At 42.9% G+C, this 20,490-nt stretch carries 21 protein-coding genes and 5 pseudogenes; 18 read left to right on the top strand and 8 right to left on the bottom strand.

Going from position 1 to position 20,490, the window contains the following annotated elements:
- Positions 1-84 precede the first annotated feature (84 nt).
- Positions 85-744, bottom strand: coding sequence for a ribose-5-phosphate isomerase RpiA (gene rpiA / locus TT11_RS12820; RefSeq protein WP_057760400.1), 660 nt, complete (start codon positions 742-744; stop codon positions 85-87).
- A gap of 306 nt (positions 745-1,050) precedes the next feature.
- On the opposite strand from rpiA, the gene TT11_RS12815 reads away from it, so the two are divergent.
- Both TT11_RS12815 and TT11_RS12810 read left to right on the top strand, forming a co-directional pair.
- Complete coding sequence (locus TT11_RS12815; RefSeq protein ID WP_261870726.1) at positions 1,051-1,935, top strand: pyridoxal-phosphate dependent enzyme; 885 nt, start codon at positions 1,051-1,053, stop codon at positions 1,933-1,935.
- 66 nt (positions 1,936-2,001) lie between these two features.
- Positions 2,002-2,607: a hypothetical protein gene (locus tag TT11_RS12810; protein ID WP_261870725.1), complete on the top strand. Its 606-nt coding sequence runs from the start codon at positions 2,002-2,004 to the stop codon at positions 2,605-2,607.
- Between the two features lie 188 nt (positions 2,608-2,795).
- On the opposite strand, the gene TT11_RS12805 is transcribed toward TT11_RS12810, so the two are convergent.
- Positions 2,796-3,017, bottom strand: a complete 222-nt coding sequence (locus TT11_RS12805; protein WP_228707099.1) for a hypothetical protein — start codon at positions 3,015-3,017, stop codon at positions 2,796-2,798.
- Between TT11_RS12805 and TT11_RS12800 the strand changes: the two are divergent.
- The 8 genes and pseudogenes from TT11_RS12800 to TT11_RS17380 form a co-directional block, all read left to right on the top strand.
- A pseudogene (locus TT11_RS12800) lies at positions 2,959-3,099 on the top strand (excalibur calcium-binding domain-containing protein); the annotation flags it as partial. The gene TT11_RS12805 and the pseudogene TT11_RS12800 overlap by 59 nt on opposite strands.
- Positions 3,100-3,197: 98 nt before the next feature.
- Positions 3,198-3,625 (top strand): annotated as a pseudogene (locus TT11_RS12795) (RNA-binding S4 domain-containing protein).
- A gap of 207 nt (positions 3,626-3,832) precedes the next feature.
- A complete protein-coding gene (locus TT11_RS12790; protein ID WP_261870724.1) occupies positions 3,833-4,330 on the top strand; it encodes a low molecular weight protein-tyrosine-phosphatase in 498 nt (165 codons plus the stop codon).
- A 315-nt stretch (positions 4,331-4,645) separates the two neighbouring features.
- Positions 4,646-5,686 carry a UDP-N-acetylmuramate dehydrogenase gene (gene murB / locus TT11_RS12785; protein ID WP_370587853.1) on the top strand — a complete coding sequence of 347 codons (1,041 nt, stop codon included), beginning with the start codon at positions 4,646-4,648 and terminating at the stop codon, positions 5,684-5,686.
- Positions 5,687-5,736: 50 nt separating this feature from the next.
- Positions 5,737-6,369, top strand: coding sequence for a YdcF family protein (locus TT11_RS12780; RefSeq protein WP_261870722.1), 633 nt, complete (start codon positions 5,737-5,739; stop codon positions 6,367-6,369).
- 210 nt (positions 6,370-6,579) lie between these two features.
- Entirely contained in the window at positions 6,580-6,840 is a 261-nt protein-coding gene (ccoS, locus tag TT11_RS12775) for a cbb3-type cytochrome oxidase assembly protein CcoS (protein ID WP_261870721.1), read from the top strand.
- A 97-nt stretch (positions 6,841-6,937) separates the two neighbouring features.
- Positions 6,938-7,579, top strand: a complete 642-nt coding sequence (locus TT11_RS12770; protein WP_370587851.1) for a sulfite exporter TauE/SafE family protein — start codon at positions 6,938-6,940, stop codon at positions 7,577-7,579.
- Complete coding sequence (locus TT11_RS17380; protein ID WP_370587850.1) at positions 7,548-7,835, top strand: hypothetical protein; 288 nt, start codon at positions 7,548-7,550, stop codon at positions 7,833-7,835. Before TT11_RS12770 ends, TT11_RS17380 begins: the two co-directional genes overlap by 32 nt.
- 106 nt (positions 7,836-7,941) lie before the next feature.
- Here the strand turns inward: TT11_RS17380 and TT11_RS12765 are convergent, their stop codons facing one another.
- Positions 7,942-9,096: a DEAD/DEAH box helicase gene (locus tag TT11_RS12765; protein WP_201567883.1), complete on the bottom strand. Its 1,155-nt coding sequence runs from the start codon at positions 9,094-9,096 to the stop codon at positions 7,942-7,944.
- A gap of 291 nt (positions 9,097-9,387) precedes the next feature.
- A complete protein-coding gene (locus tag TT11_RS12760) occupies positions 9,388-9,603 on the bottom strand; it encodes a cold-shock protein (RefSeq protein ID WP_057760416.1) in 216 nt (71 codons plus the stop codon).
- Between the two features lie 447 nt (positions 9,604-10,050).
- Here TT11_RS12760 and aroQ point away from each other — a divergent pair, with 447 nt between their 5' ends.
- On the top strand, positions 10,051-10,587 hold the full coding sequence (gene aroQ / locus TT11_RS12755) for a type II 3-dehydroquinate dehydratase (protein ID WP_057760418.1): 537 nt from the start codon (positions 10,051-10,053) through the stop codon (positions 10,585-10,587).
- A 125-nt stretch (positions 10,588-10,712) separates the two neighbouring features.
- Positions 10,713-12,014 (top strand): AarF/ABC1/UbiB kinase family protein, encoded by a 1,302-nt coding sequence (locus TT11_RS12750; protein WP_261870720.1) that lies wholly within the window; start codon positions 10,713-10,715, stop codon positions 12,012-12,014.
- Positions 12,015-12,047: 33 nt separating this feature from the next.
- Here the strand turns inward: TT11_RS12750 and TT11_RS12745 are convergent, their stop codons facing one another.
- A complete protein-coding gene (locus TT11_RS12745) occupies positions 12,048-12,878 on the bottom strand; it encodes an ion transporter (RefSeq protein ID WP_057760421.1) in 831 nt (276 codons plus the stop codon).
- A gap of 317 nt (positions 12,879-13,195) precedes the next feature.
- On the opposite strand from TT11_RS12745, the pseudogene TT11_RS12740 reads away from it, so the two are divergent.
- Positions 13,196-13,944, top strand: a pseudogene (locus TT11_RS12740) (YebC/PmpR family DNA-binding transcriptional regulator).
- A gap of 74 nt (positions 13,945-14,018) precedes the next feature.
- Here TT11_RS12740 and TT11_RS12735 read toward each other — a convergent pair.
- Complete coding sequence (locus TT11_RS12735) at positions 14,019-14,585, bottom strand: methylated-DNA--[protein]-cysteine S-methyltransferase (protein ID WP_261870719.1); 567 nt, start codon at positions 14,583-14,585, stop codon at positions 14,019-14,021.
- Positions 14,586-14,639: 54 nt separating this feature from the next.
- Positions 14,640-16,021, bottom strand: a pseudogene (ftsY, locus tag TT11_RS12730) (signal recognition particle-docking protein FtsY).
- A gap of 295 nt (positions 16,022-16,316) precedes the next feature.
- Between ftsY and TT11_RS12725 the strand changes: the two are divergent.
- The 5 genes and pseudogenes from TT11_RS12725 to TT11_RS12705 all read left to right on the top strand — a co-directional run bounded on the left by TT11_RS12725 (position 16,317) and on the right by TT11_RS12705 (position 19,676).
- Positions 16,317-16,466 carry a hypothetical protein gene (locus TT11_RS12725; protein WP_165598598.1) on the top strand — a complete coding sequence of 50 codons (150 nt, stop codon included), beginning with the start codon at positions 16,317-16,319 and terminating at the stop codon, positions 16,464-16,466.
- 65 nt (positions 16,467-16,531) lie between these two features.
- Positions 16,532-18,031, top strand: a pseudogene (locus TT11_RS12720) (M16 family metallopeptidase).
- Between the two features lie 67 nt (positions 18,032-18,098).
- Entirely contained in the window at positions 18,099-18,557 is a 459-nt protein-coding gene (locus TT11_RS12715) for a hypothetical protein (protein ID WP_261870718.1), read from the top strand.
- Between the two features lie 23 nt (positions 18,558-18,580).
- Entirely contained in the window at positions 18,581-19,006 is a 426-nt protein-coding gene (locus tag TT11_RS12710; RefSeq protein WP_261870717.1) for a pitrilysin family protein, read from the top strand.
- 1 nt (position 19,007) lies between these two features.
- On the top strand, positions 19,008-19,676 hold the full coding sequence (locus TT11_RS12705) for a pitrilysin family protein (protein WP_261870716.1): 669 nt from the start codon (positions 19,008-19,010) through the stop codon (positions 19,674-19,676).
- A gap of 148 nt (positions 19,677-19,824) precedes the next feature.
- On the opposite strand, the gene TT11_RS12700 is transcribed toward TT11_RS12705, so the two are convergent.
- Positions 19,825-20,310 (bottom strand): hypothetical protein, encoded by a 486-nt coding sequence (locus tag TT11_RS12700; protein WP_261870715.1) that lies wholly within the window; start codon positions 20,308-20,310, stop codon positions 19,825-19,827.
- Between the last annotated feature and the right edge of the window lie 180 nt (positions 20,311-20,490).

Below are 20,490 nucleotides of genomic sequence, written 5' to 3'. Positions count from 1 at the left end.
GTACACTCCTAAATAAGTTCTCAAATAAAAAGCCGTCCAGATCTGGACGGCTTTTTTTATTTATACAAATGATTTGATCATAGATTAACGCGTGAGCGTTGTCACACCATTAGCACCTGCTTTCAGCAGAACGTCTGCTTGGTTTGCCGCAAAGATACCATTACAGACCACACCTACGATATTATTTAGCTCTTTTTCGAGCGCGATTGGATTACTCACATCCAAATCATAAGTATCTAGAATGACATTACCATAATCAGTGACAAAGTCTTCACGATATACTGGCTCACCGCCCAATTTGGCCAATTGGCGAGCCACATACGAGCGTGCTTGTGGTAATACTTCAATCGGTACTGGAAACGCGCGACCTAATATATCAACGCTTTTACTATCATCGACCATACAGACGAACTTGTTTGAAGCGGCTGCCACAATCTTTTCGCGAGTCAATGCACCGCCACCGCCTTTGATAAGTTGCAAGTGCTCATTGACTTCATCCGCACCATCGATATAAACATCTAACGTGCCAGCAAAGTTCAAATCGACTATTTCGATACCAAGCGCACGAAGTTTGTCTTCTGTCACCTGTGAGCTAGCGACAGCGCCAGCAAGCTTCAATTGTGGCAACAACTCAATCAAACAGTTGACCGTACTACCTGTCCCTACCCCAAGTATCATATCGTCTTCGATATAGCTTAGAGCAGCTTTGGCCGCGGCTTGCTTTTGTGCTTGCTGATCACTCATCATAAATCCTTGGAAAATAAACGTATGGTCTTAAAAAAAGTAAAAGGCTAAAACAGATAAAATGCGCGGCTATTATAACCGATGATATTAATGGATGTTAGCGCATCATGACGCTAATTTGTGAGTCCTATCGTGCCTAGCTAAGGCTTAACTTAGGTAAATACTTGCACTTCATGTAAATTCAAGCACGAAATCCCAAGAAAACTGCAATTGAGTCTTGCAAGATACTAAAAATCGGCATAGGCTAATCTATTTAGTTTTTATATTCATCTACACTTTTTATATTCACTCTGTTTAGGGATTACTATGCTGTCACACTGGGTACGAGCCATCTTACAAGCCACCGTCTATGACGTTGCTATTCAAACACCACTTGAAACGGCGCCCAAGCTGACCCAACGTTTTGCCAATGACATTCGATTTAAGCGTGAAGACTTACAACCGGTCAAATCATTTAAATTGCGCGGTGCCTATAACCGTATCAGTCAGTTGAGCGATGAGCAAAAAGCGCGCGGCGTCATCTGTGCGTCAGCAGGTAATCATGCGCAAGGCGTGGCTTACTCTGCACGCAAATTATCACTAAATAACATCATCGTCATGCCAACCACGACTCCTGACATCAAAGTGGATGCGGTAAGAGCACTTGGTGGCAATGTAGATCTGCACGGTGATAGCTTCGATCAAGCAAACCGCTATGCGATTGACCGCGCTGAACGCGAAGGACTGACCTTTATTCCACCTTATGACGATGAGCTGGTTATCGCAGGACAAGGTACCATCGGTCTTGAGCTGACCCAGCAGTGGCGTAATATGGACTATGTATTCGTTGCCGTGGGTGGTGGTGGTCTGATTTCAGGTGTGGCCGCATTCTTAGGTGAAGTGGCACCACATGTCAAAGTAATTGCAGTAGAAGCCGAACAGTCAGCTTGTCTAAAAGCAGCGCTTGAAACAGGTGAACGTGTCAAACTTGAGCAAGTAGGATTGTTCGTCGATGGCGTGGCAGTCGCGCAGATTGGCGAATTGCCTTTTGACGTTGTCCGTACACAAAAAAAAGCGATAACTCAGGTCCTATCGTTGAGCCTGAAGTGGTCACTTGTACCAATGATGAAGTGTGTGCGGCTGTTAAAGATATCTTTGAAGAAAACCGTAGCATCGTTGAACCTGCTGGTGCATTGTCAGTCGCTGGTATGAAAAAAATATATCGAAGCCAATAATGTCCAAGACAAAAACTGCGTCGGTATCATTTGCGGTGCCAATATGAATTTTGACCGCTTGCGTTATATCGCTGAGCGTACCGAAATTGGTGAGAAAAAAGAAGCCATCTTTGGGGTTACTATCCCTGAACAAACAGGCGCTTTCTTAAATTTCTGTCGCAGTCTACACGGTCGTAATATTACTGAGTTTAACTACCGTGCTGACAGCAAAAAGTCACCAGACTCAATGGAGCCTGCCTCAATCTTCGTAGGTATCGCTTTAAAAGAAGGCGAAAAAGAGCGTCAAACCATCAGTAACCAATTGTCAGACGATGGCTACACTGCTCACGACCTGACTGATGATGATATCGCCAAATCACATATCCGTCATTTGATTGGTGGTCATGCTCATGTCGAAAACGAGCAATTGCTACAAGTGGTATTCCCAGAACGTCCAGGCGCATTGCTAACGTTCTTAGAGAAATTGGGGGATGACTTCAATATTACTTTATTCCATTACCGCAACCATGGTGCTGCTGAAGGTCGTGTGCTGGTTGGCCTGCAAGCCTCTGAAGGCAATTCTCGTCAGCTACAAGACGCGCTTTTAGATATTGGTTATGACTGTGCCACGGTCAATGACAATATTGGCTATCAGTTGTTTTTGAGATAGTAAAAATAGATATCATATTTCTTACCTAATGGCAGTTTTTAAGTCGATTAAAAACTGCCATTTTCATATTAATAATGATTATGAGCTGGCAGGTATGGCACAGTGATAAACAAAGTATTAGTGATATTGACCTGCCTGATTTTCGTGCTTATAGGTTATAGAGTCCTTCAACCTAAAAATACGATACATCAACCTACAACCAATGCAGCGGCAGATAACGTAACGCAACCTACTCTTACCTCTAATGACGTTGATAATATTGATGACATACCGCCAACATACGTTGATTTGAGTAACACTTCAACATCAGCGCCAACTGCAACTCCAGTCTTATCGACACAACCGGCCTCAAACTTTTCATGTGACGGCAGAACACATTGCTCACAAATGACATCCTGTGCAGAAGCCACCTATTTTACAAACTACTGTCCTAATACTAAAATGGATGGCAACCACGATGGTGTACCTTGTGAACAACAATGGTGCAACTAACCCACAGTTATCAAATCTATTTGCAAATATGAAAGTTGCCCTAATATTGTTTATATAAAACTATGATTTAATATAAAAACGAATGCAGAGTAACTCTTATGAAGAAAAATGCTAATGCTGATGATAACCAAGGTTTGGTGAAAATCCGTCTTGATAAATGGCTTTGGGCAGCTAGGTTTTATCGTACACGTACCCTAGCCAAGCAAGCGATTGAAAGTGGACGCGTACACTATGCTGGTAGCCGGGTAAAAACCAGTAAAGAGATTTCAGTCGGAGATAAGCTAACCATTCGCCAAGGCTCAGCGACCGCTATGACTGAAAAGACTGTCGTTGTTGAGGCGCTATCTGCACAGCGTGGCAATGCGACCGCCGCTGAGGTACTATATTCAGAGACCAAAGAAAGCGAGACGCGCCGTGCTTACTATGCCGAACAGCGCAAACTGGCCAACCTTGCTCGTCCTGACAACAAACCCAACAAAAAAAAGAGCGACGCGATCTACAACGTTTTAAAAGTAATCAAGATTAAAACCGTTTCACTATCTCACCTTTTGGCCATGCATCATATGGCCAAATTTCCATTGTTAAATGACGCTATTGTTTAGTCTCTATCCTTGCCATTCCAAGCATTAAGCGTTACGCTAGCAGCTGATTCAATCGATTGCATGCTAATAAAAGCCGCATTAACAATGCTGGTCTCTTATAGCATGTTTTTTTTGTTATAGAAGGTCATATTATGCTGATGAAAGCCTGTACTCCCTCGTCTGTATTATTGGTATGTTTGGGAAATATCTGCCGCTCCCCTACTGCTGAAGAAGTTTTTCGTCAGCAAGCAGCGATTGCTGGACTATCTATAAAAGTAGACTCAGCAGGCACCAGTGATTGGCACGTTGGCAGTGCGCCTGATGCTCGCTCACAACGTCATGCTAAGTCACACGGCTACAAAATCAATAAGCTGGTCGCTCGTCAAGTCAGTGCCAATGACTTTCGTGGTTTTGATTTAATCTTAGCCATGGATTCACAGAATCTAGCTGATCTACAAGCTATCAAAGACAGCATTACAGAGTCAGCAGATAGTTTGGCAACACTAGCACTGTTCAGTGAAGAAGACCCTACCTATTGCGGCAGTGATGTGCCAGATCCCTATAAGGGCGATAACGATGATTTTGAAGAAATGATCGAGCGTATCGAATCAAGCGCCCAAGCTTGGATAGAAAGCTGGAAAGCCTGCTAGCCATACTGTCTATATTTCTGCTACTCTTGCATCCGGTATCCTCTATAATATGGTTAATCCTCTATAAAAGAGCTGCAGCGTTAACCTCGCTTGAAGTATCACAGTTACGTCTGTACTCAGTTGCTTTGTATCTCTTTTAAATTGAATCAACTATAGCTACCTTATTATTTATTATCCTTTTGTCACATAGGCTATGTTATGACCCAATCTTCACGCCTTGACCACAGTACTCAGTCTACCGTCACCTCTGATGTTTCGAATATTTCAGCGACTGCCGTAGTCAATGATTCAATCGACTTATCACATGACAATACGATGGCGTTGGCCTGTATTGCTGACTCTGTAGTGACATTAGAGAATGAAGCGCAGCTTGATGATTTTATGGCAGCTTATATAGAGGATACAGCAGACAAATTGCCACTGTTTGTACTGTCTGGCGGTAGCAATGTTTTATTGCCTGCCGCTTTGAAAGCCATAGTATTACAGCCAAAGATGCGTGGTATTCATCTGACCGAACAAACTGACGATTATGTCGATATCGAAGTAATGGCTGGCGAAAACTGGCATGATTTGGTCGTACATACGGTCAATCAAGGTTGGTATGGGTTAGAAAATCTTGCCTTAATACCGGGTCTGACAGGCGCTGCACCCATACAAAATATCGGTGCATACGGCGTACAATTAGAAGACCGCTTACAGTATGTACGCGCCTATCATTTGCCGACACAAACTTGGCGCCATTTGTCAGCTGCTGATTGCCAATTTGGCTATCGTGACAGTATCTTTAAACGTACGCCAAACACATGGCTTATTAGCCGTGTGGGTTTCAGATTACATACTAATCCTGCCAATATTTTAGCCAGTTATGGCGATGTACAGACTGTGGCGCAGCGCTATGCGGAGCAACAAGGGCGCGAGCAAGCGATGCCTCATGATGTTATGCAAGCCATTATAGATATTAGACAACAAAAGCTGCCTGACCCAAAACAGCTACCTAATTGTGGCAGTTTTTTTCAAAACCCTATTATCGCTCAGGAGCGGTTCACAGCGCTGCAAGCAACTTATCCAGTTATCGTTGGTTACGCGATGCCTGATGCAATGGTAAAGGTTGCCGCTGGCTGGCTCATTGAGCAAGCAGGGTTAAAAGGTGGCGGCATTGCACCTATTTTTACGCATAAGCAGCAAGCACTAGTACTGACCAACCATACGCCTCAGCAAGCCACGCAAGAGGATGTAGCTATAGCGCAAAAACATATCGCTGCTACTGTCTATGAAAAATTTGCCATTCAATTGTCACGTGAGCCAGTCTGGGTAAATGCTGATGGCTCAATTGGATATGCTGAGCATGTGGCCTAAAAAAATCATGGTCTAAGCGGCTATTATCTAAGCGATTATGGCGATATTACTTGCGGTTTTCTGAACGCATGGTGACGCTTTTTCGCATTATCAATATTACTTTTATACTGGGCTCTACGTCCGTCATTTTAGTGATTATTAGCCTATTTACCCCGCTATTTTCGCAAGCAATCGTTTATATCTTTTCTCTACTACCCCTACCTGATATGCCTGCTGCTGCCATGAGCTCACCGCCTACCGCTTATGTAGTCCTAGGCGGCGGTCTGACCAATGACCACAACAACCAAATTATCCTAAACCGCTATAGTCTCAATCGCGCCCGTACCGCTGCAGGCGCTTACCATGACTTACCTCTACCGATTGTACTGAGTGGCGCTGAAGCTCCATGGCTCGGTCAATGGTTGATGGAACACGGTATCGACGGACTGATAAGTGAAAATGCTAGCATGAATACATGTGAAAACGCTCGTTTTACGGCCAAACGCATTCCGCTACGCCATGTATATCTGATTACTGATAGCTATCATATGGCACGTGCACGCAGACAGTTTGCCTTAAATGGTATCAATAGCACACCACTCCCTGCGCCACTGCCAGTAAGACGCGACTGGATGAAACCTGCGCACAACTTAAGCCACTCACGGCGCGCTGTCTATGAGGTCGCAGCTACCTGCGAGATGTGATACGTCCACAGATGGACTGTCGCCATGCCAATGATGTGACTTCACAGCAGCTATTGACCCCAAGAGGCAATGCCGCAAAAGACTCTGACGAATAAACGTTAAAGATGTATACGATACCATTGAGAGACGCATTCTAAATACTACCGAACATCCACTACACTTGTGATGGGTGTATAATAATAAGAGACACTGCTATTTAAGAGATTTGCCATGCTCAGTATATTTTTATTAATTCCATTAAGTCTCATGCTGTTTGTGGTTGCTATTTGGGCAGTGCGTTATGCGGTCAAGTCAAATCAATTCGAAGATCTGGACAATGCATCACAGCGTATTATATTGGATGATCGTCAAGAACGCCGCCAAACCATGCAGGCTCATGAACGCTCAGCACCTACCCAGCAAAAAGATGAAACAGTGGCAACTGATGGAAATAACGATCATTCTGAGATAAATAAAGATTCAGAAATCTAATTTATCTGCCTTATAAATGCGTAATTTATTGGTGCCGTTTTATTAAATAATTCAGCACTAGCAAGTTCGCCCTTTACCATTCTTAGGAGACGCATTCATGACCATCGCTTTACTTGTGGCGGCATTACTAATGGGATTCTTTGGTTCACCGCATTGTTTAGGCATGTGTGGCGGTCTTGTGACCGCATTTGGTCTGTCTATGAAAGATGTCAGCCCCGCCAAACGTCGTGCTTTGGTGGCCACGTATCATTTTGGGCGTTTAACGAGTTACGCATTATTGGGTTTAATTGCAGGGCTAATCGGTATTACCGTATTAAAGCCATTGATGATGGGTAATAGTACACCGCGTATTTTATTAGGATTGGTACTGGTATTCGTCGGTGTGACGATGCTTGGTGCGCCGTTTTTGACTAAGCTTGAACGTTTTGGTATGCGCTTTTGGCAATATCTTAGCCCATTGCGTCAAAAGGTATTTCCACTTAATACTTTTCCGCGCGCATTAACAGCAGGGTTGCTTTGGGGCTTTTTGCCTTGTGGTTTGGTATATGGCGCTCTACTAATTGCGGTCGTTGCTCATAATCCATTAAGCGGTGCTGCGTTGATGTTTGTCTTTGGTCTAGGAACCATACCGATGTTGGTTGCGACGCACGAAACGGTCGGTTGGCTACGTGATAAGATCGGACGTTTTCGCTTAAGGCAGTTAAATGGTGCGGTTATGGTCATATCAGGTTGGCAGTAGCAGTCGTGCCGATGGTCATGGCAAATATGCATGGCGGCATGGTGAGATGAATCATGGTAGCCACACTGCTATGATGTCTGATATGGACTCTCACGACATGAGCCAAATGAATCATGATACGGATATGGCAGCAGACATGGATCACAACATGCAGGATATGGACGACCATATGGATCATAGTATGAATGACATGAGTGATGAATCAGTGGACATGAATCACCATGAGCATACTGAGATGATGGAACACGCTCAATAAAGTTATCGGTAACAGATACTATTAACACTTAGCATATAAAAAAGCCTCAATACCATTTGCGATATTGAGGGCTTTTGCTTGTTAAGTAGTGCTCAGTTTATAGCAATTATTCCTGCCACTGCTCAAGCGTAAACTTGGTTTCCAAGTGCTTCTCTAATGCCGGTATATTGAAGGCATCATCTTCACTCACAAAGCTGATACTAATACCTGTCTGTCCCGCACGGCCCGTACGACCAATGCGATGTACATAATCATCTGGCTGATCAGGCAAAGTAAAATTAACCACATGGCTGATATCATCGACATGGATACCACGCCCTGCTACATCTGTCGCCACCAAGATAGACGCGTGACCATCTTTAAAGCGCTGTAAGTATTTCTCACGTTTTTGCTGGATGACATCACCTGAGAGCATCACAATATTATGCGCTTGACGCAGTTTGTGATACAGACGCTTTACTTGGTCTTTACGATTGGCAAAGACGATGACCTTCTCTACTGCTTCATCACTGATAATACGCTGCAAGGCGTCTAGCTTTTGATCTTCTGTCAGCAAATAAAAATGCTGATCTACTAACTCGCTGGTCTTGTGTTCAGGCTCAATTTCAACAAACTGAGGCTCATGTAACCAACGATAGGCCAAATTCATCACATCTTGGTTAAAGGTTGCAGAAAACAACAAGCTTTGGCGATCGGTATTGGCAGGCATTCGACCAACTAGGCGTTTGATATCAGGAATGAACCCCATATCTAACATGCGATCGGCTTCATCAAGTACCAGTACCTCTACTCTATCTAGATACACCATGCCTTTATTAGCAAGGTCAATTAGACGGCCAGGCGTCGCTACCAAGATATCAACGTATTGACGTTCAAGCTCGTGCTGCTGAGTTTCATAGTTAGTACCGCCCATAATACAAACACTATGTAGCGAGGTATATTTGGTTAATGCAATGCAGTCATCAAATATTTGCTGAGCCAGTTCGCGAGTTGGCGCCATGACCACAGCGCGCGGCTCACCAAGATAGCGCTCTTCGTCATTGGCAAATGGACGCTTAAGCAAGGCTTCCATAATAGTCAGTAGAAAAGTCGCTGTTTTCCCTGTGCCTGTTTGTGCTTGTCCGATAGCATCTTGATGTGCCAATGTATGCGGTAGTATCTTTGCTTGAATGGGTGTCAATTCAGTAAAGCCTAGATCACTTACTGCACGCAAGGTCGCTGTTGAAAGTGGCAAATCAGTAAACGTTGTAAAATTGCTCAAAAAAATATCCTTTTAAATGAATTGCTTGTATTTTATTAATTATAAATATGCTCACAATGAACCTTTATAGTGTCAAATGGAGCATTTAAACCGTAATCAGTAATAGTAGCCTTATCGAGTCTGCCAACTACCATCAGACATATAGGCATAAAAAAAAGCCAAGCCCGAATCCAATCCTACCAAATATGCTGCGGTTCACTCAACATAGGTAAGATAAGATGGGCTTGACTCAGTAGTATATCAGTAGTTTGTACAGACATTATAACTAAACCGCTTTAATGTCTGAGTAAATTACTCTTCTATCTTTCTGACTTCTTCAGCTTGCAGACCTTTGTCACCTTCCACTACACTGAACTCAACTTTTTCGCCATCCTTTAGAGAACGATAGCCATCACCCTGAATCGCGCGGAAATGGACAAAAATATCTTCTCCGCTGTCACGTTGAATGAAACCAAAGCCTTTTGAGTCATTAAACCACTTAACGATACCTTGCTCACGAGCTGACATAATATTACTTCCTAAAAAAAGTCCGCTTAGCCCTAGCTTCCTTTGCGACATTGCATATAAACAGGGTCTAAGATTATGAAATCAAAAATTAAGAGTATTACTACTCTATTTACCATCATCTATGTAGTGCTTTAATTACCTACATAGTGTGTCCATAACGAATTCGCCAAACGCACTTATCGTCATGAAATTCGATGATAGCAACAAACTTGCAATATTTATTGCATAAAAAATATCATAGCACGGGTTTTTAGCAACATAAAGACTTTTAATATGCTTTTTGATATCTAGATAATTTTTTTAGACAAATTTTTATAACCTAGCTGGCAAGCTGTTATGATAAAGAGCAAAATGCGTTGAAGCCAATTTAGCTTGGCAGCTCGCGCCTTAAATTATTCATATATTATTATAAATTATTAACATCGCTCAATAGTTACCGAGACCATTATGACCTCCTCTACTCCGTCAAAAACAGCCGAACAATCGACTAACGAAAACTCAAATCAAATACTGACTCATAAATTACTACTGGTAAACGGCGTAAATCTGAATTTACTAGGTAAACGGGAACCGCATATTTATGGTCATACGACACTTGCTGATATAGAAAAGCAACTAGTTGAGCGCGCCGCACGCCACGGTGTAGAGTTAATATGCATACAGTCCAACCATGAAGGTAAGCTAGTAGACGACATTCAGCATCATGGATTATTGGCGGATAAATCTGCCCAAATTGACGCTATTATTATCAATCCGGCTGCATTTACGCATACTTCAGTGGCTCTACGCGACGCGCTATTGGCCACCCAAAAGCCATTTATAGAAGTACATTTATCCAATGTTCATGCCCGTGAACCTTTCCGTCATCATTCATATCTAAGTGACGTTGCGGTCGGAGTCATTTGCGGCTTGGGACAATTAGGCTATCAAATGGCGCTTGATTACTGGTTGAGCAATATGTATGCAGTTGACACAAACAAATGATATGACTGTGCTTACTTTTTTTTGTAAATGATTACTCGCGTCTTCACACATTAGTCAAACAGTAATCTTGCAATTAAAATAATAGAATTACGACTGAGCAAACAACCCATTATACGGTGACATGAATGGCAAAATCGTCCGGAAAACGCTTTATGAAACTCGCTGGTATGACAGCAAGTATTGCTGGCAAAGCCGCTAAAAACTCATTTAAGCATCTCTCAAGTGACGAAGAAAAACGTCTGCAAGCTCGCTCAGATCTGATGCAAGACGTGGGCGTTCAAATTGCCGAAACGTTGGGTGAGATGAAAGGCGCAGTGATGAAGGTCGGACAGATTGCTTCACAATATAAGGATGTGTTCCCGCCTGAGGTTGCATCAGCGCTCGAAAAGCTACAGAAAGATGCGCCGCCAATGCCGTATGCGCAGATACGAGCTCAAGTTGAACGCGAACTGAAAGCGCCAATCTTAGAATTATTCAGCGAGTTTGAAGAGACACCCTTTGCCGCAGCATCTATTGGACAAGTGCACAAAGCGACGTTGCCATCGGGTCAAAAAGTGGTAGTTAAAGTCCAGTATCCTGATGTCGATGAAAACTGCGATAGCGATCTCAAACAAGTACGTATGGCATTAAAAATCGCTGGCGTGCTCAATATGAGCAAGCAACTACAAGAGCAGCTTTTTAATGAGATTCGCCAGAGCTTGCATGATGAATTGGACTATGTCAAAGAGGCTCATAACTTACGCGTGTTTGGTGCTTTTCATGCAGAAGATGAAGGCCTTATTATTCCCAAAGTGATTAGTAGCCACTCTTCTAGACGGATTTTAACGCTGACCGAAGAGATGGGAGAAACATTAACTGTCGCCGCGACGTGGGACAATGATGTCAAACAAAAAATAGCTGAGCGTCTGTTTCACTTTACTGCAGGTCAGCTATTTGGCTTATACCGTATGCACTGCGATCCTCATCCAGGTAATTTTGCGTTCCGTTATGATGGCAGTGTCGTGGCTTATGACTTTGGCGGTATCCGCAGCTATAGTGATAGCGAAGTGCAGCTATTTAAACGCTTTGTCAAACATGCATTAAAAGGTGACGTCACTGCACTTGAGCAAGATTTGATTGCGCTAGATATTCGCCGCGAAGATGACAAGAACATCCCTGGTGAATTTTATGAAAAGTGGCTATCGATTGGGCTTAAACCTTTATCCATTAGCCCCTATCAAGAAGGCGAATTTGATTTTGGTAGCAGCCAAGTACATCACGAGGCCATTGCCCAGATGCGTACGTCTTTGAAGTACTTTGGTCAGTTTCAACCCTCAGCTACCACTATGATGCTAGACCGTACTGTATCAGGGCAATACTGGAATCTGGTCAATCTAGGCGTCGAGATCAACCTATCACCACTGGTTGATGAATACATCGATGCGTAGTAGGTGTATTGATTGCCACGATTAAATCTGTCTCTAGATATGTAGCGCGTGCCCACAACGATCGCAAAAGTCTGCCCCTACTGCATGACCGAATTTACCACAATTTGGACAAGTCACTGGGTTGAGCTGCGGACGCATGTTACGTGCTAACTCTGATGTGAAAATACCTGTTGGTACCGCAATAATCGAATAACCCGTGATCATGACCATGGTTGCAATTGCTTGGCCGAGCGGTGTTTTGGGTGACATATCACCGTAGCCTACTGTCGTCATTGTGACAACTGCCCAGTAAATAGACAATGGAATACTGGTAAATCCATTCTCCGGCCCTTCTACCACATAAATAATTGAACCAAAGATGGTTACCAACAATACAAGCGATAGGAAGAAAACCGTAATTTTCTGCTGACTGGTTTTTAATGCAGACGCCAAGAACCCAGCCTGTTGCATATAGGCCTTGAGCTTAAGAACGCGGAACACACGTAAAATACGTAATACCCGTATCACGAGTAGATACTGTACACCCACAAACATTAGGCTCAAATAACTTGGCAATACAGACAGTAAGTCTACTATTCCAAAGAAACTAAAAGCATAGCGTAAGCGGTTGGGTGCTGAAAACAGCCTTAACGCATACTCAATAGTAAACAAAATAGTAAAAAACCACTCTGCATAAAAGAACAACGTGCCATACTGCAAACGCATATATAGCACACTATCAAGCATGACGACCGCCACACTGGCTAAAATTGCAATCAGCAATACAATATCAAAGAGCTTGCCCAGACGAGTATCTGTGCCTTCAATAATGATATGCGTACGGTTACGCAAGTGTGTAAGAGCTTCGGCGGTTGGTTGCTTCATAGAATCAGTACTTTATAAAATCAATGGCTTGATAGCACGCAATGACTTAAAATGTGATGGATAAGGGCAAGTTGGTCAAAATAGCTAAAACTGGTTTATAATATCGCTCACCTATCACAGTGAATACAATCTATAAGTTGCCACAGTGTAGCAAAAAAGCACTCTCAACAACATACAAATCGTTAACGTGCCAGTAGCGCTACTACCTCAAATAGACAAAGTAATGATAGTATAAAATCAGGCAATCAGATACCGAAGGTTGTTGTTGATCACTCTTTTTACCCATAAAAATAGTATGTAGAACTTAAGGATGTTATATGGCAGGCCATTCAAAATGGGCAAATATTAAACACCGCAAAGCCCGTCAGGATGCAGTAAGAGGTAAGATATTTACCAAGATTATTCGTGAAATCGTTTCAGCTGCCAAACAAGGCGATCCCGATCCTGACAAAAACCCACGCTTACGTGCCGTTATCGAAAAAGCCCTATCCGTCAATATGACGCGCGATACGATTAATCGTGCTGTCGACCGTGGTACAGGTGGCGGCGATAATGAGAATATGGAAGAAGTCAGTTACGAAGGCTACGGTGTTGGTGGTGTGGCCGTATTGGTCGAAACCATGACAGACAACCTTAACCGTACGGTCAGCGAAGTGCGTCATGCTTTTACCAAAAATGACGGTAATCTTGGCACATCAGGCTCAGTGGCGTATTTATTCACTAAACGTGGCGAAATCACTTTTAACGATGTCAGCTAGAAGATGAAGTGATGCTCGTTGCACTAGATGCGGGCGCCGTTGATATCGAAAATGATGGCGAAAGCTTACTCGTTATCACTGAATGGGAAAGCTTCGGTCAAGTTCAAGATGCCCTTAATGCGGCTGGTCTTGTTTCTGACAATGCCGAAGTCACTATGTCACCGTCTACCACGGCTGAGATCGACAATGTCGATGATGCTGAAAAGATCATAAAGATGATCGATATGTTAGAAGATGCTGATGATGTGCAAGAGGTTTATACTAACGTGAATTTCTCTGCTGACGTCATGGCTCAGCTTGAAGCATAAGCTTATTAATTGTTCAGTAAAGAGGGCCAGATGCTAAAAGTATTTGGCCCTTTTTTATTAAGATAGATTTAGTTTTACGTCCAACTTCCTTCTAATGATAGTAAATACTCTTTTTTATCTAGCCCGCCTGTATAGCCACCGAGCTTACCGTCGCTTGCAATCACTCGATGACAAGGCACGATAATGCTAAAAGGATTTTTGCCATTGGCCTGCGCAACCGCACGGAATCCCTTTGGACTGTTGACACGCTGCGCCAGTGTGGCATAGCTGATGGTTTCACCATACTCAATACCTTGTAATGCTTGCCATACTCTTTGCTGAAACTCAGTACCCATAGAGAAGTCTAAAGGTAAATCTAACGTCTTACGTTTACCATCAGCATAGTCTTTAAGTTGAAAAATCGTTTCTATCAATAATGCTTGAACAGGTTCATTCATGCTTAGGCTATTTTTATCTATAAAGGTAAAGTCTTCGTCTGTCAGGCCATAGTACTTTTTAAGTTTGGGTACAGATTTTGAGCTATGCCATGAGTTACCTGCCAGCAGCCAGTTGGCTTCAACGAGCATAGGCTGACCATGCCCATTGACACGAGCAATCAGTGTTAATCGATGTGACCCAAAGGCTGCTGTGGTAACTATCATAGCGTCTACTTCCAAATTATCTCAAAAATGATTTACCAATTAAAACTGGCTCTCTTATTCTTTATCGTCAGTCTCGAACAAAGCGGCGACAAATTGTTTCGGACTAAAAGAACGCAAGTCATCAATCGACTCACCCACACCGATATAGCGGATAGCACATCTGTCGTTTCGGCAATATTAAATACCACACCACCTTTAGCAGTACCGTCTAGCTTAGTAATAGTAATACCTGTCAGTGGCACAACTTTATTAAACAGTTCGACTTGGTTGATAGCATTTTGACCCGTGCCAGCATCTAGCACAATCATACCTTCATGCGGGGCACTTGGATCCGCTTTACGCATGACACGTACGACTTTCTCCAACTCTGCCATCAAATGTGTCTTGTTTTGCAGACGTCCCGCAGTATCGGCAATGAGTACATCAATATTTTTTGCTTTGGCTGACTGCATCGCATCAAAAATGACAGAAGCGCTGTCAGAACCATGACCTTGCGCTACCACTGGAATATGATTGCGCTCGCCCCAAATCTGTAGCTGCTCAGTAGCTGCCGCACGGAACGTATCACCCGCTGCCAGCATGACTGATTTGCCTTCACCTTGTAGACGCTTGGCAAGCTTACCAATCGTTGTGGTTTTCCCTACGCCATTGACACCTACTACTAATATAACGAATGGCTTTTTGCTAGTATCAATCACCAATGGCTCAACTTTTGGTGTGAGGATATCAACCAATTCACTTTGCAATGCTTTATATAAAGAATGTGCATAGATCAAGTCACCACGATCTGTTTGCTCGGTGAGGCTCTTGATGATACGGTTCGTCGCGTTGACGCCAATATCGGCTACCAATAGCTGATCTTCGACTTCTTCTAATAGCTCGTCATCAATCTCTTTACCACCGATTAAGATACTGACCATGCCTTCAGCTAAGTTTTTGCGTGACTTACTGAGGCCCGTTTTCATACGGTTGAACCAGCTGCCTTTCTTCTTATTTTCTTCAGTCTCTTGTGACTCTGTAGCAGGCTCTTTTGCAGTATCTGCCTGTACGTCGCTGTTAGCCACTGGGTTTACGCTTGGCGTATCACCTAACTGTTCTTGCAGCGGCATAGCGGGAATAGTTGACGCAGCATTTGATTGACCTGTAGCAGCGGCTGTCTCTGTAGCGCTTGAAAAGCTTTCAGAATTACCTTTAGGGACATTATGCTCTTCTGTCATGACAATTGGCGTCGCCAAAGCAATATTTTCTGCAGCATCATTGCTAGAGACGTCCTGGTTTACCGTACTGTCCTTCTGTGGAGCAATACTCTCTGTTTCATCAATAATGGGCACAGATTGCACCGGTAGACTGGGTAAGGTAATATCATCGTCATCTAAGTCATCAAGACCAGCATCAAGGTTAATGACTACGCGGTTGCTATTGTTTGGGTTGTTCATAAATTTGCCCTAAAAGTTATCACGATCAACTATTTGTTTATTGTTAATGGATTTACATATTGTCATCTGGCTACAAGCGACATAATATCTAATTTTGACCTATTTTAGCATAATTCAAGTCATGCTCAGCCCTTACCCTATTAGACTATCGTCAAAATTTATCTGTTTAAAAAAATCACTCGATGATTTGAGAAAGTTTTGCTTAAGGTTTGGACACAAAATTCTGACCTGTTACTTGTCAGACTTCGCCTACTCTACCAAGACTTATTCGATAAATATTTATTAGGAATCCGTTATGTCATTACTCTCTAAGCACTACAAAAAAATCAGCAGCATCAGTGTAGCTGTTTTATTAACGACGACTATATTGGTGACAGGTTGCACGACGACGCAAGAGTTTAGACCGACTGCTAGCGTTATGGTTGGTGCTCAGACTTCTTTGTAATGTCTTCTATCACTATGATTAGCATTTAATTCTTCTATTATTATTCTATATAAGTAGACCATACCATGCCATTGTCTTTACCTCTAGCAGCTGCGCCATTACGCATGGCTTGTGCCTTAGTAGTAGCAGCGTCACTTACTGCGTGTCAAACCAATACGATGCCTACTAACTCTGCAACCGCGACAAGCTCAATCGCAACCGATAGCTTGGCTCAAAACATATCAGATGAAAATAAAACGAGCAAAGACACACAGCCGTCTGAGTTGACAATGGACATGTCAGGTCGACATGAATATCAGTTAGAAAATGGTCTAAAAGTCGTCATAAAAGAAGACCACCGTGCCCCAGTTGCTATGACACAAATCTGGTACCGAGTGGGCTCGGCAGATGAGCCTCTTGATAAAGGCGGTATCTCTCACTTACTCGAGCACATGATGTTCAAAGGCACGACCAACGTTTCTAGTGATGATTATGAGCGGCTAATTGCTAAGTTCGGCGGCGTCAACAATGCCTTTACCAGCTATGACTATACGGGGTACTACGAGCTATTCCCTGCCAATCGTATGCCATTAGCGTTAGAGCTTGAAGCAGATCGCATGAAAAACCTTATATTCGATGACAAAGAATTTGCTAAAGAGCATCAAGTCGTTATGGAAGAGCGTCGCCAACGTACTGATGACAATCCCCTTGCCAAAGCGTATGAGTCGTTTCGTCTGCTGGCCTTACCTGATAGCCCAAAAGGCGAATCTGTTATTGGGCCTATGAGCGAGCTAGAATCGATTAAACTTTCAGATTTAAAAGACTGGTATAAGACATGGTATGCACCAAATAATGCAACGTTAGTCATCGTCGGCGACGTGCAACCACAAGAAGTACTTACTCAAGTCAAACGTTACTTCGGTGATTTAGAAAAAAAGCAACCTACCCAAACGTACCTCTGTGACTCAAAAAGGCTTCCGTGGTTATCAAAAGGTAGACTCTGAGCAAGCCGTTCAAGTGCCCGTTCTACTGATGGGTTACAACGTACCAAGCCTTGCCACGGCAGGCACCAACAATGAAAAACAAGCTTACGCCCTTTCACTTGCGCAAGATGTGCTCGATGGCGGCTTATCTGCACGCTTAGAGAGTCGACTGATACGTGAGCAAGGTATATTGACGACGGTTGGTACTTCTTACGACTTGCTAGATCGCGGTGATGGGCTGTTTTTGATTCAAGCAACACCGCGTGAAGGCGTCAGCTTAGAGCAAGCACAACAAGCTATAACTTCGGAAATAGAAAAGCTAAAAACCGATCCTATTGCCGATGACGAGATCAGTCGCGCCAAGACCAATACGGTTACTGGTTTGATTTATGCGCAAGACAGCATGGAAGGACAGGCACGTATGATTGGCTCGTTACAATCTATCGGTCTAGATGACAGACTGCTTGCTAAGTTACCAGCTAAGCTCGACGGTATCAGTGTGGCTGACATTCAGGCTGCCAGCAAAAAAAATATTTGGTCAAAGACAATTTAACAGTGATGCATGTCGTGCCACCTAAAGACAGTAAAACCCCAGCGAAATAGTCGCTGCCTATTATCAAACGTCTCATAAAAATGGCCATAGCACCGTATTCTTAATAAGAAGAAACTCATGATTCAGAATAAATACGACTCTAAAGCAAAACCAAAATCTTTTAAAACTGCTTCAGCCTCTATAAGAAGCACTATCGCATCTAAAAAGGGATCTTATCTCAGTGCTAGCGTAATTTTTGCTTTTGGTATCTTGGCTACTACTGCTCAAGCTGATACAACAGCTGCTGAAGATTACCGCTCACCTGCTGCAGTCGATGCAAGTGCGCCAATTGCTGCTCTATCTAAACTGACCAGCTTAGCCGATGACAAACCTTTAAAAGTCACCGTACCGACCATTCAACAGTTTAAGACCAAGTCTGGCGTACCTGTTATGTTTGTACAAACGACCACCTTGCCAATTGTCGATGTTGATTTGCGTTTTAATGCTGGTAGCGCGCGTGATGGTAGTATCAAAAAGGATGGTTTTGGTATTGCGAATATGACAGCGACGATGCTCGAACAGGGCTCAAAAAGCTAGATGAAAATGCATTTACTCGTGCAGTGGAAACGTTGGGCATCAATCTAAGCAGTAGCGCCTATAAGGATATGTTTATTGTTTCACTGCGTAGCCTATCTGATGATAAGCATCTCCTGCCAGCCATTGACTTAATGACACAGATGGTAAGTGAGCCTACGTTTGACGAGCAAGTTCTAGCTCGCAATAAAGCAAGACTGTTGGTAGGCCTGCAGCAACAAAAACAAGATCCCAATAGCCTAGCAAGTATCGCTTTCAATGATGCTTTGTACGGTACTCACCCTTACGCGCATCCATCAGTCGGCACGCTAGAAAGCGTTCCTACGATTGAGAAACAACAACTGATAGACTTTAAAAACAAATATCTGGTAGCAGCAAACGCGTCTGTTGCTATGACAGGCAACCTGACATTAGAACAAGCCAAAAAAACTGGCAGAAGACATCACTGCTAAATTGCCTACCGGCCAAGCTGCCACTGATTTACCTGAGCCGAAACCGCTTACTAAAGCGCAGCACGTTCATATTCCATTCCCAAGCACTCAAACCACTGTACTCATGGGACAGCTGGGTAGTAAACGGGCAACTGACCCAATAGCACAGCAGCAGCAGACCAACTTTGCTGTTGGAAACGAAGTCATGGCAGGCAGTGACTTTAATGCGCGACTAATGACGGAGGTGAGACAGAACCTCGGCTATACTTATGGAATCTCGGGATCGATGAATCCGATGCTCTCTCGAGGTCCCTACCAGATTGGTTTTTCAACACGTAATGACAAGGCGCGTGCGGCTATTGATGCAAGCTTAGCGGTTATCAACGAAACGCTTGACAAAGGTATCACTAATGAGGAGATGCGCTTAACTACAGATAATTTGAAAAACAGCTTTCCGATGGGATTTGCAAGCAATGCAGGTATTAATGGCTTACTTGGAATGATGAATTTTTACCAATTGCCGAATAATTACTTAGCTGACTATACCAATCGCATTGATCAAGTCACTCTTTCAGAGGTCAATCAAACCATGCGAGATACGCTAAAACCTGATAACTTTTTAATAGTTACGGTTGGGCAAGAAGATCCTTGGAAAGACAAGAAAACTGTAAAGAAAACCAGTAAGAAATAATTAACTGGCAAGTAGTGTGAAAAGGATAAAACTTATTAACCAAGTGGACGTGTTATGAGTGGTAAAGAGTACTACTCATAATTTCTACTTTAATATTTGAACTACTGTAATCTTTAAATAAGAAGCAGAACATTCCAAATGCTTAGTATTAGGAATACTTGGCCTCAGAGATACTCAACGCAACATCATAGACAAAATGCTCAGGTTTATGGGTAGCCCCGTTATAGCTCAAACGGATAACATGCTTATCATAAGACGTCACTTTATAATTACCATTGGCAAAGTTATGTAGCGTCGGCACAATTAATAGCGCTTCTATTTGACGGTTATCTACTTTAACATTGAGGCGCTGACCCTCTCGCGGATATAAGAAATAATCACAGTAGTCATTTACCATGACCTCTGATATACGTTCGATAACCTGATTACCTGTTTCTTCTTGAATTAATTTTGGACAGACATCAGAGCGCTTAGATGCCAAACGAGCATAAGAGTTCTTGATACTATCTTCTATCTCTTTAGAGCTTTGTATATGTCTATCAGCTTTATCCGTCACTATCATATTGTTTTCAGAGGACATCTCTGTACTACACGCATTAATCAATAATACCGACATAAGTGCAGAAATAAACAAAGCGCCATACTTATAGTTCGAGTGCAAAAAAACTTTGCTTCTCGTTATTTAATTTATGATAGTTTTTCATTGTCGAGCGCTGATTTTTCATAGTTTTCGCTTAAAGTAAATTTGGTGGTTTTCTTTATAAGCCATGAAAATATAAAGGCGATTGATAACAGATATTATTAAAGCATAGTT

Origin of the sequence: Psychrobacter sp. JCM 18901 (assembly GCF_000586435.1) — a bacterium.
Taxonomy (GTDB): Bacteria; Pseudomonadota; Gammaproteobacteria; order Pseudomonadales; family Moraxellaceae; genus Psychrobacter.
This window is presented reverse-complemented; position numbering and strand designations above follow the sequence as displayed.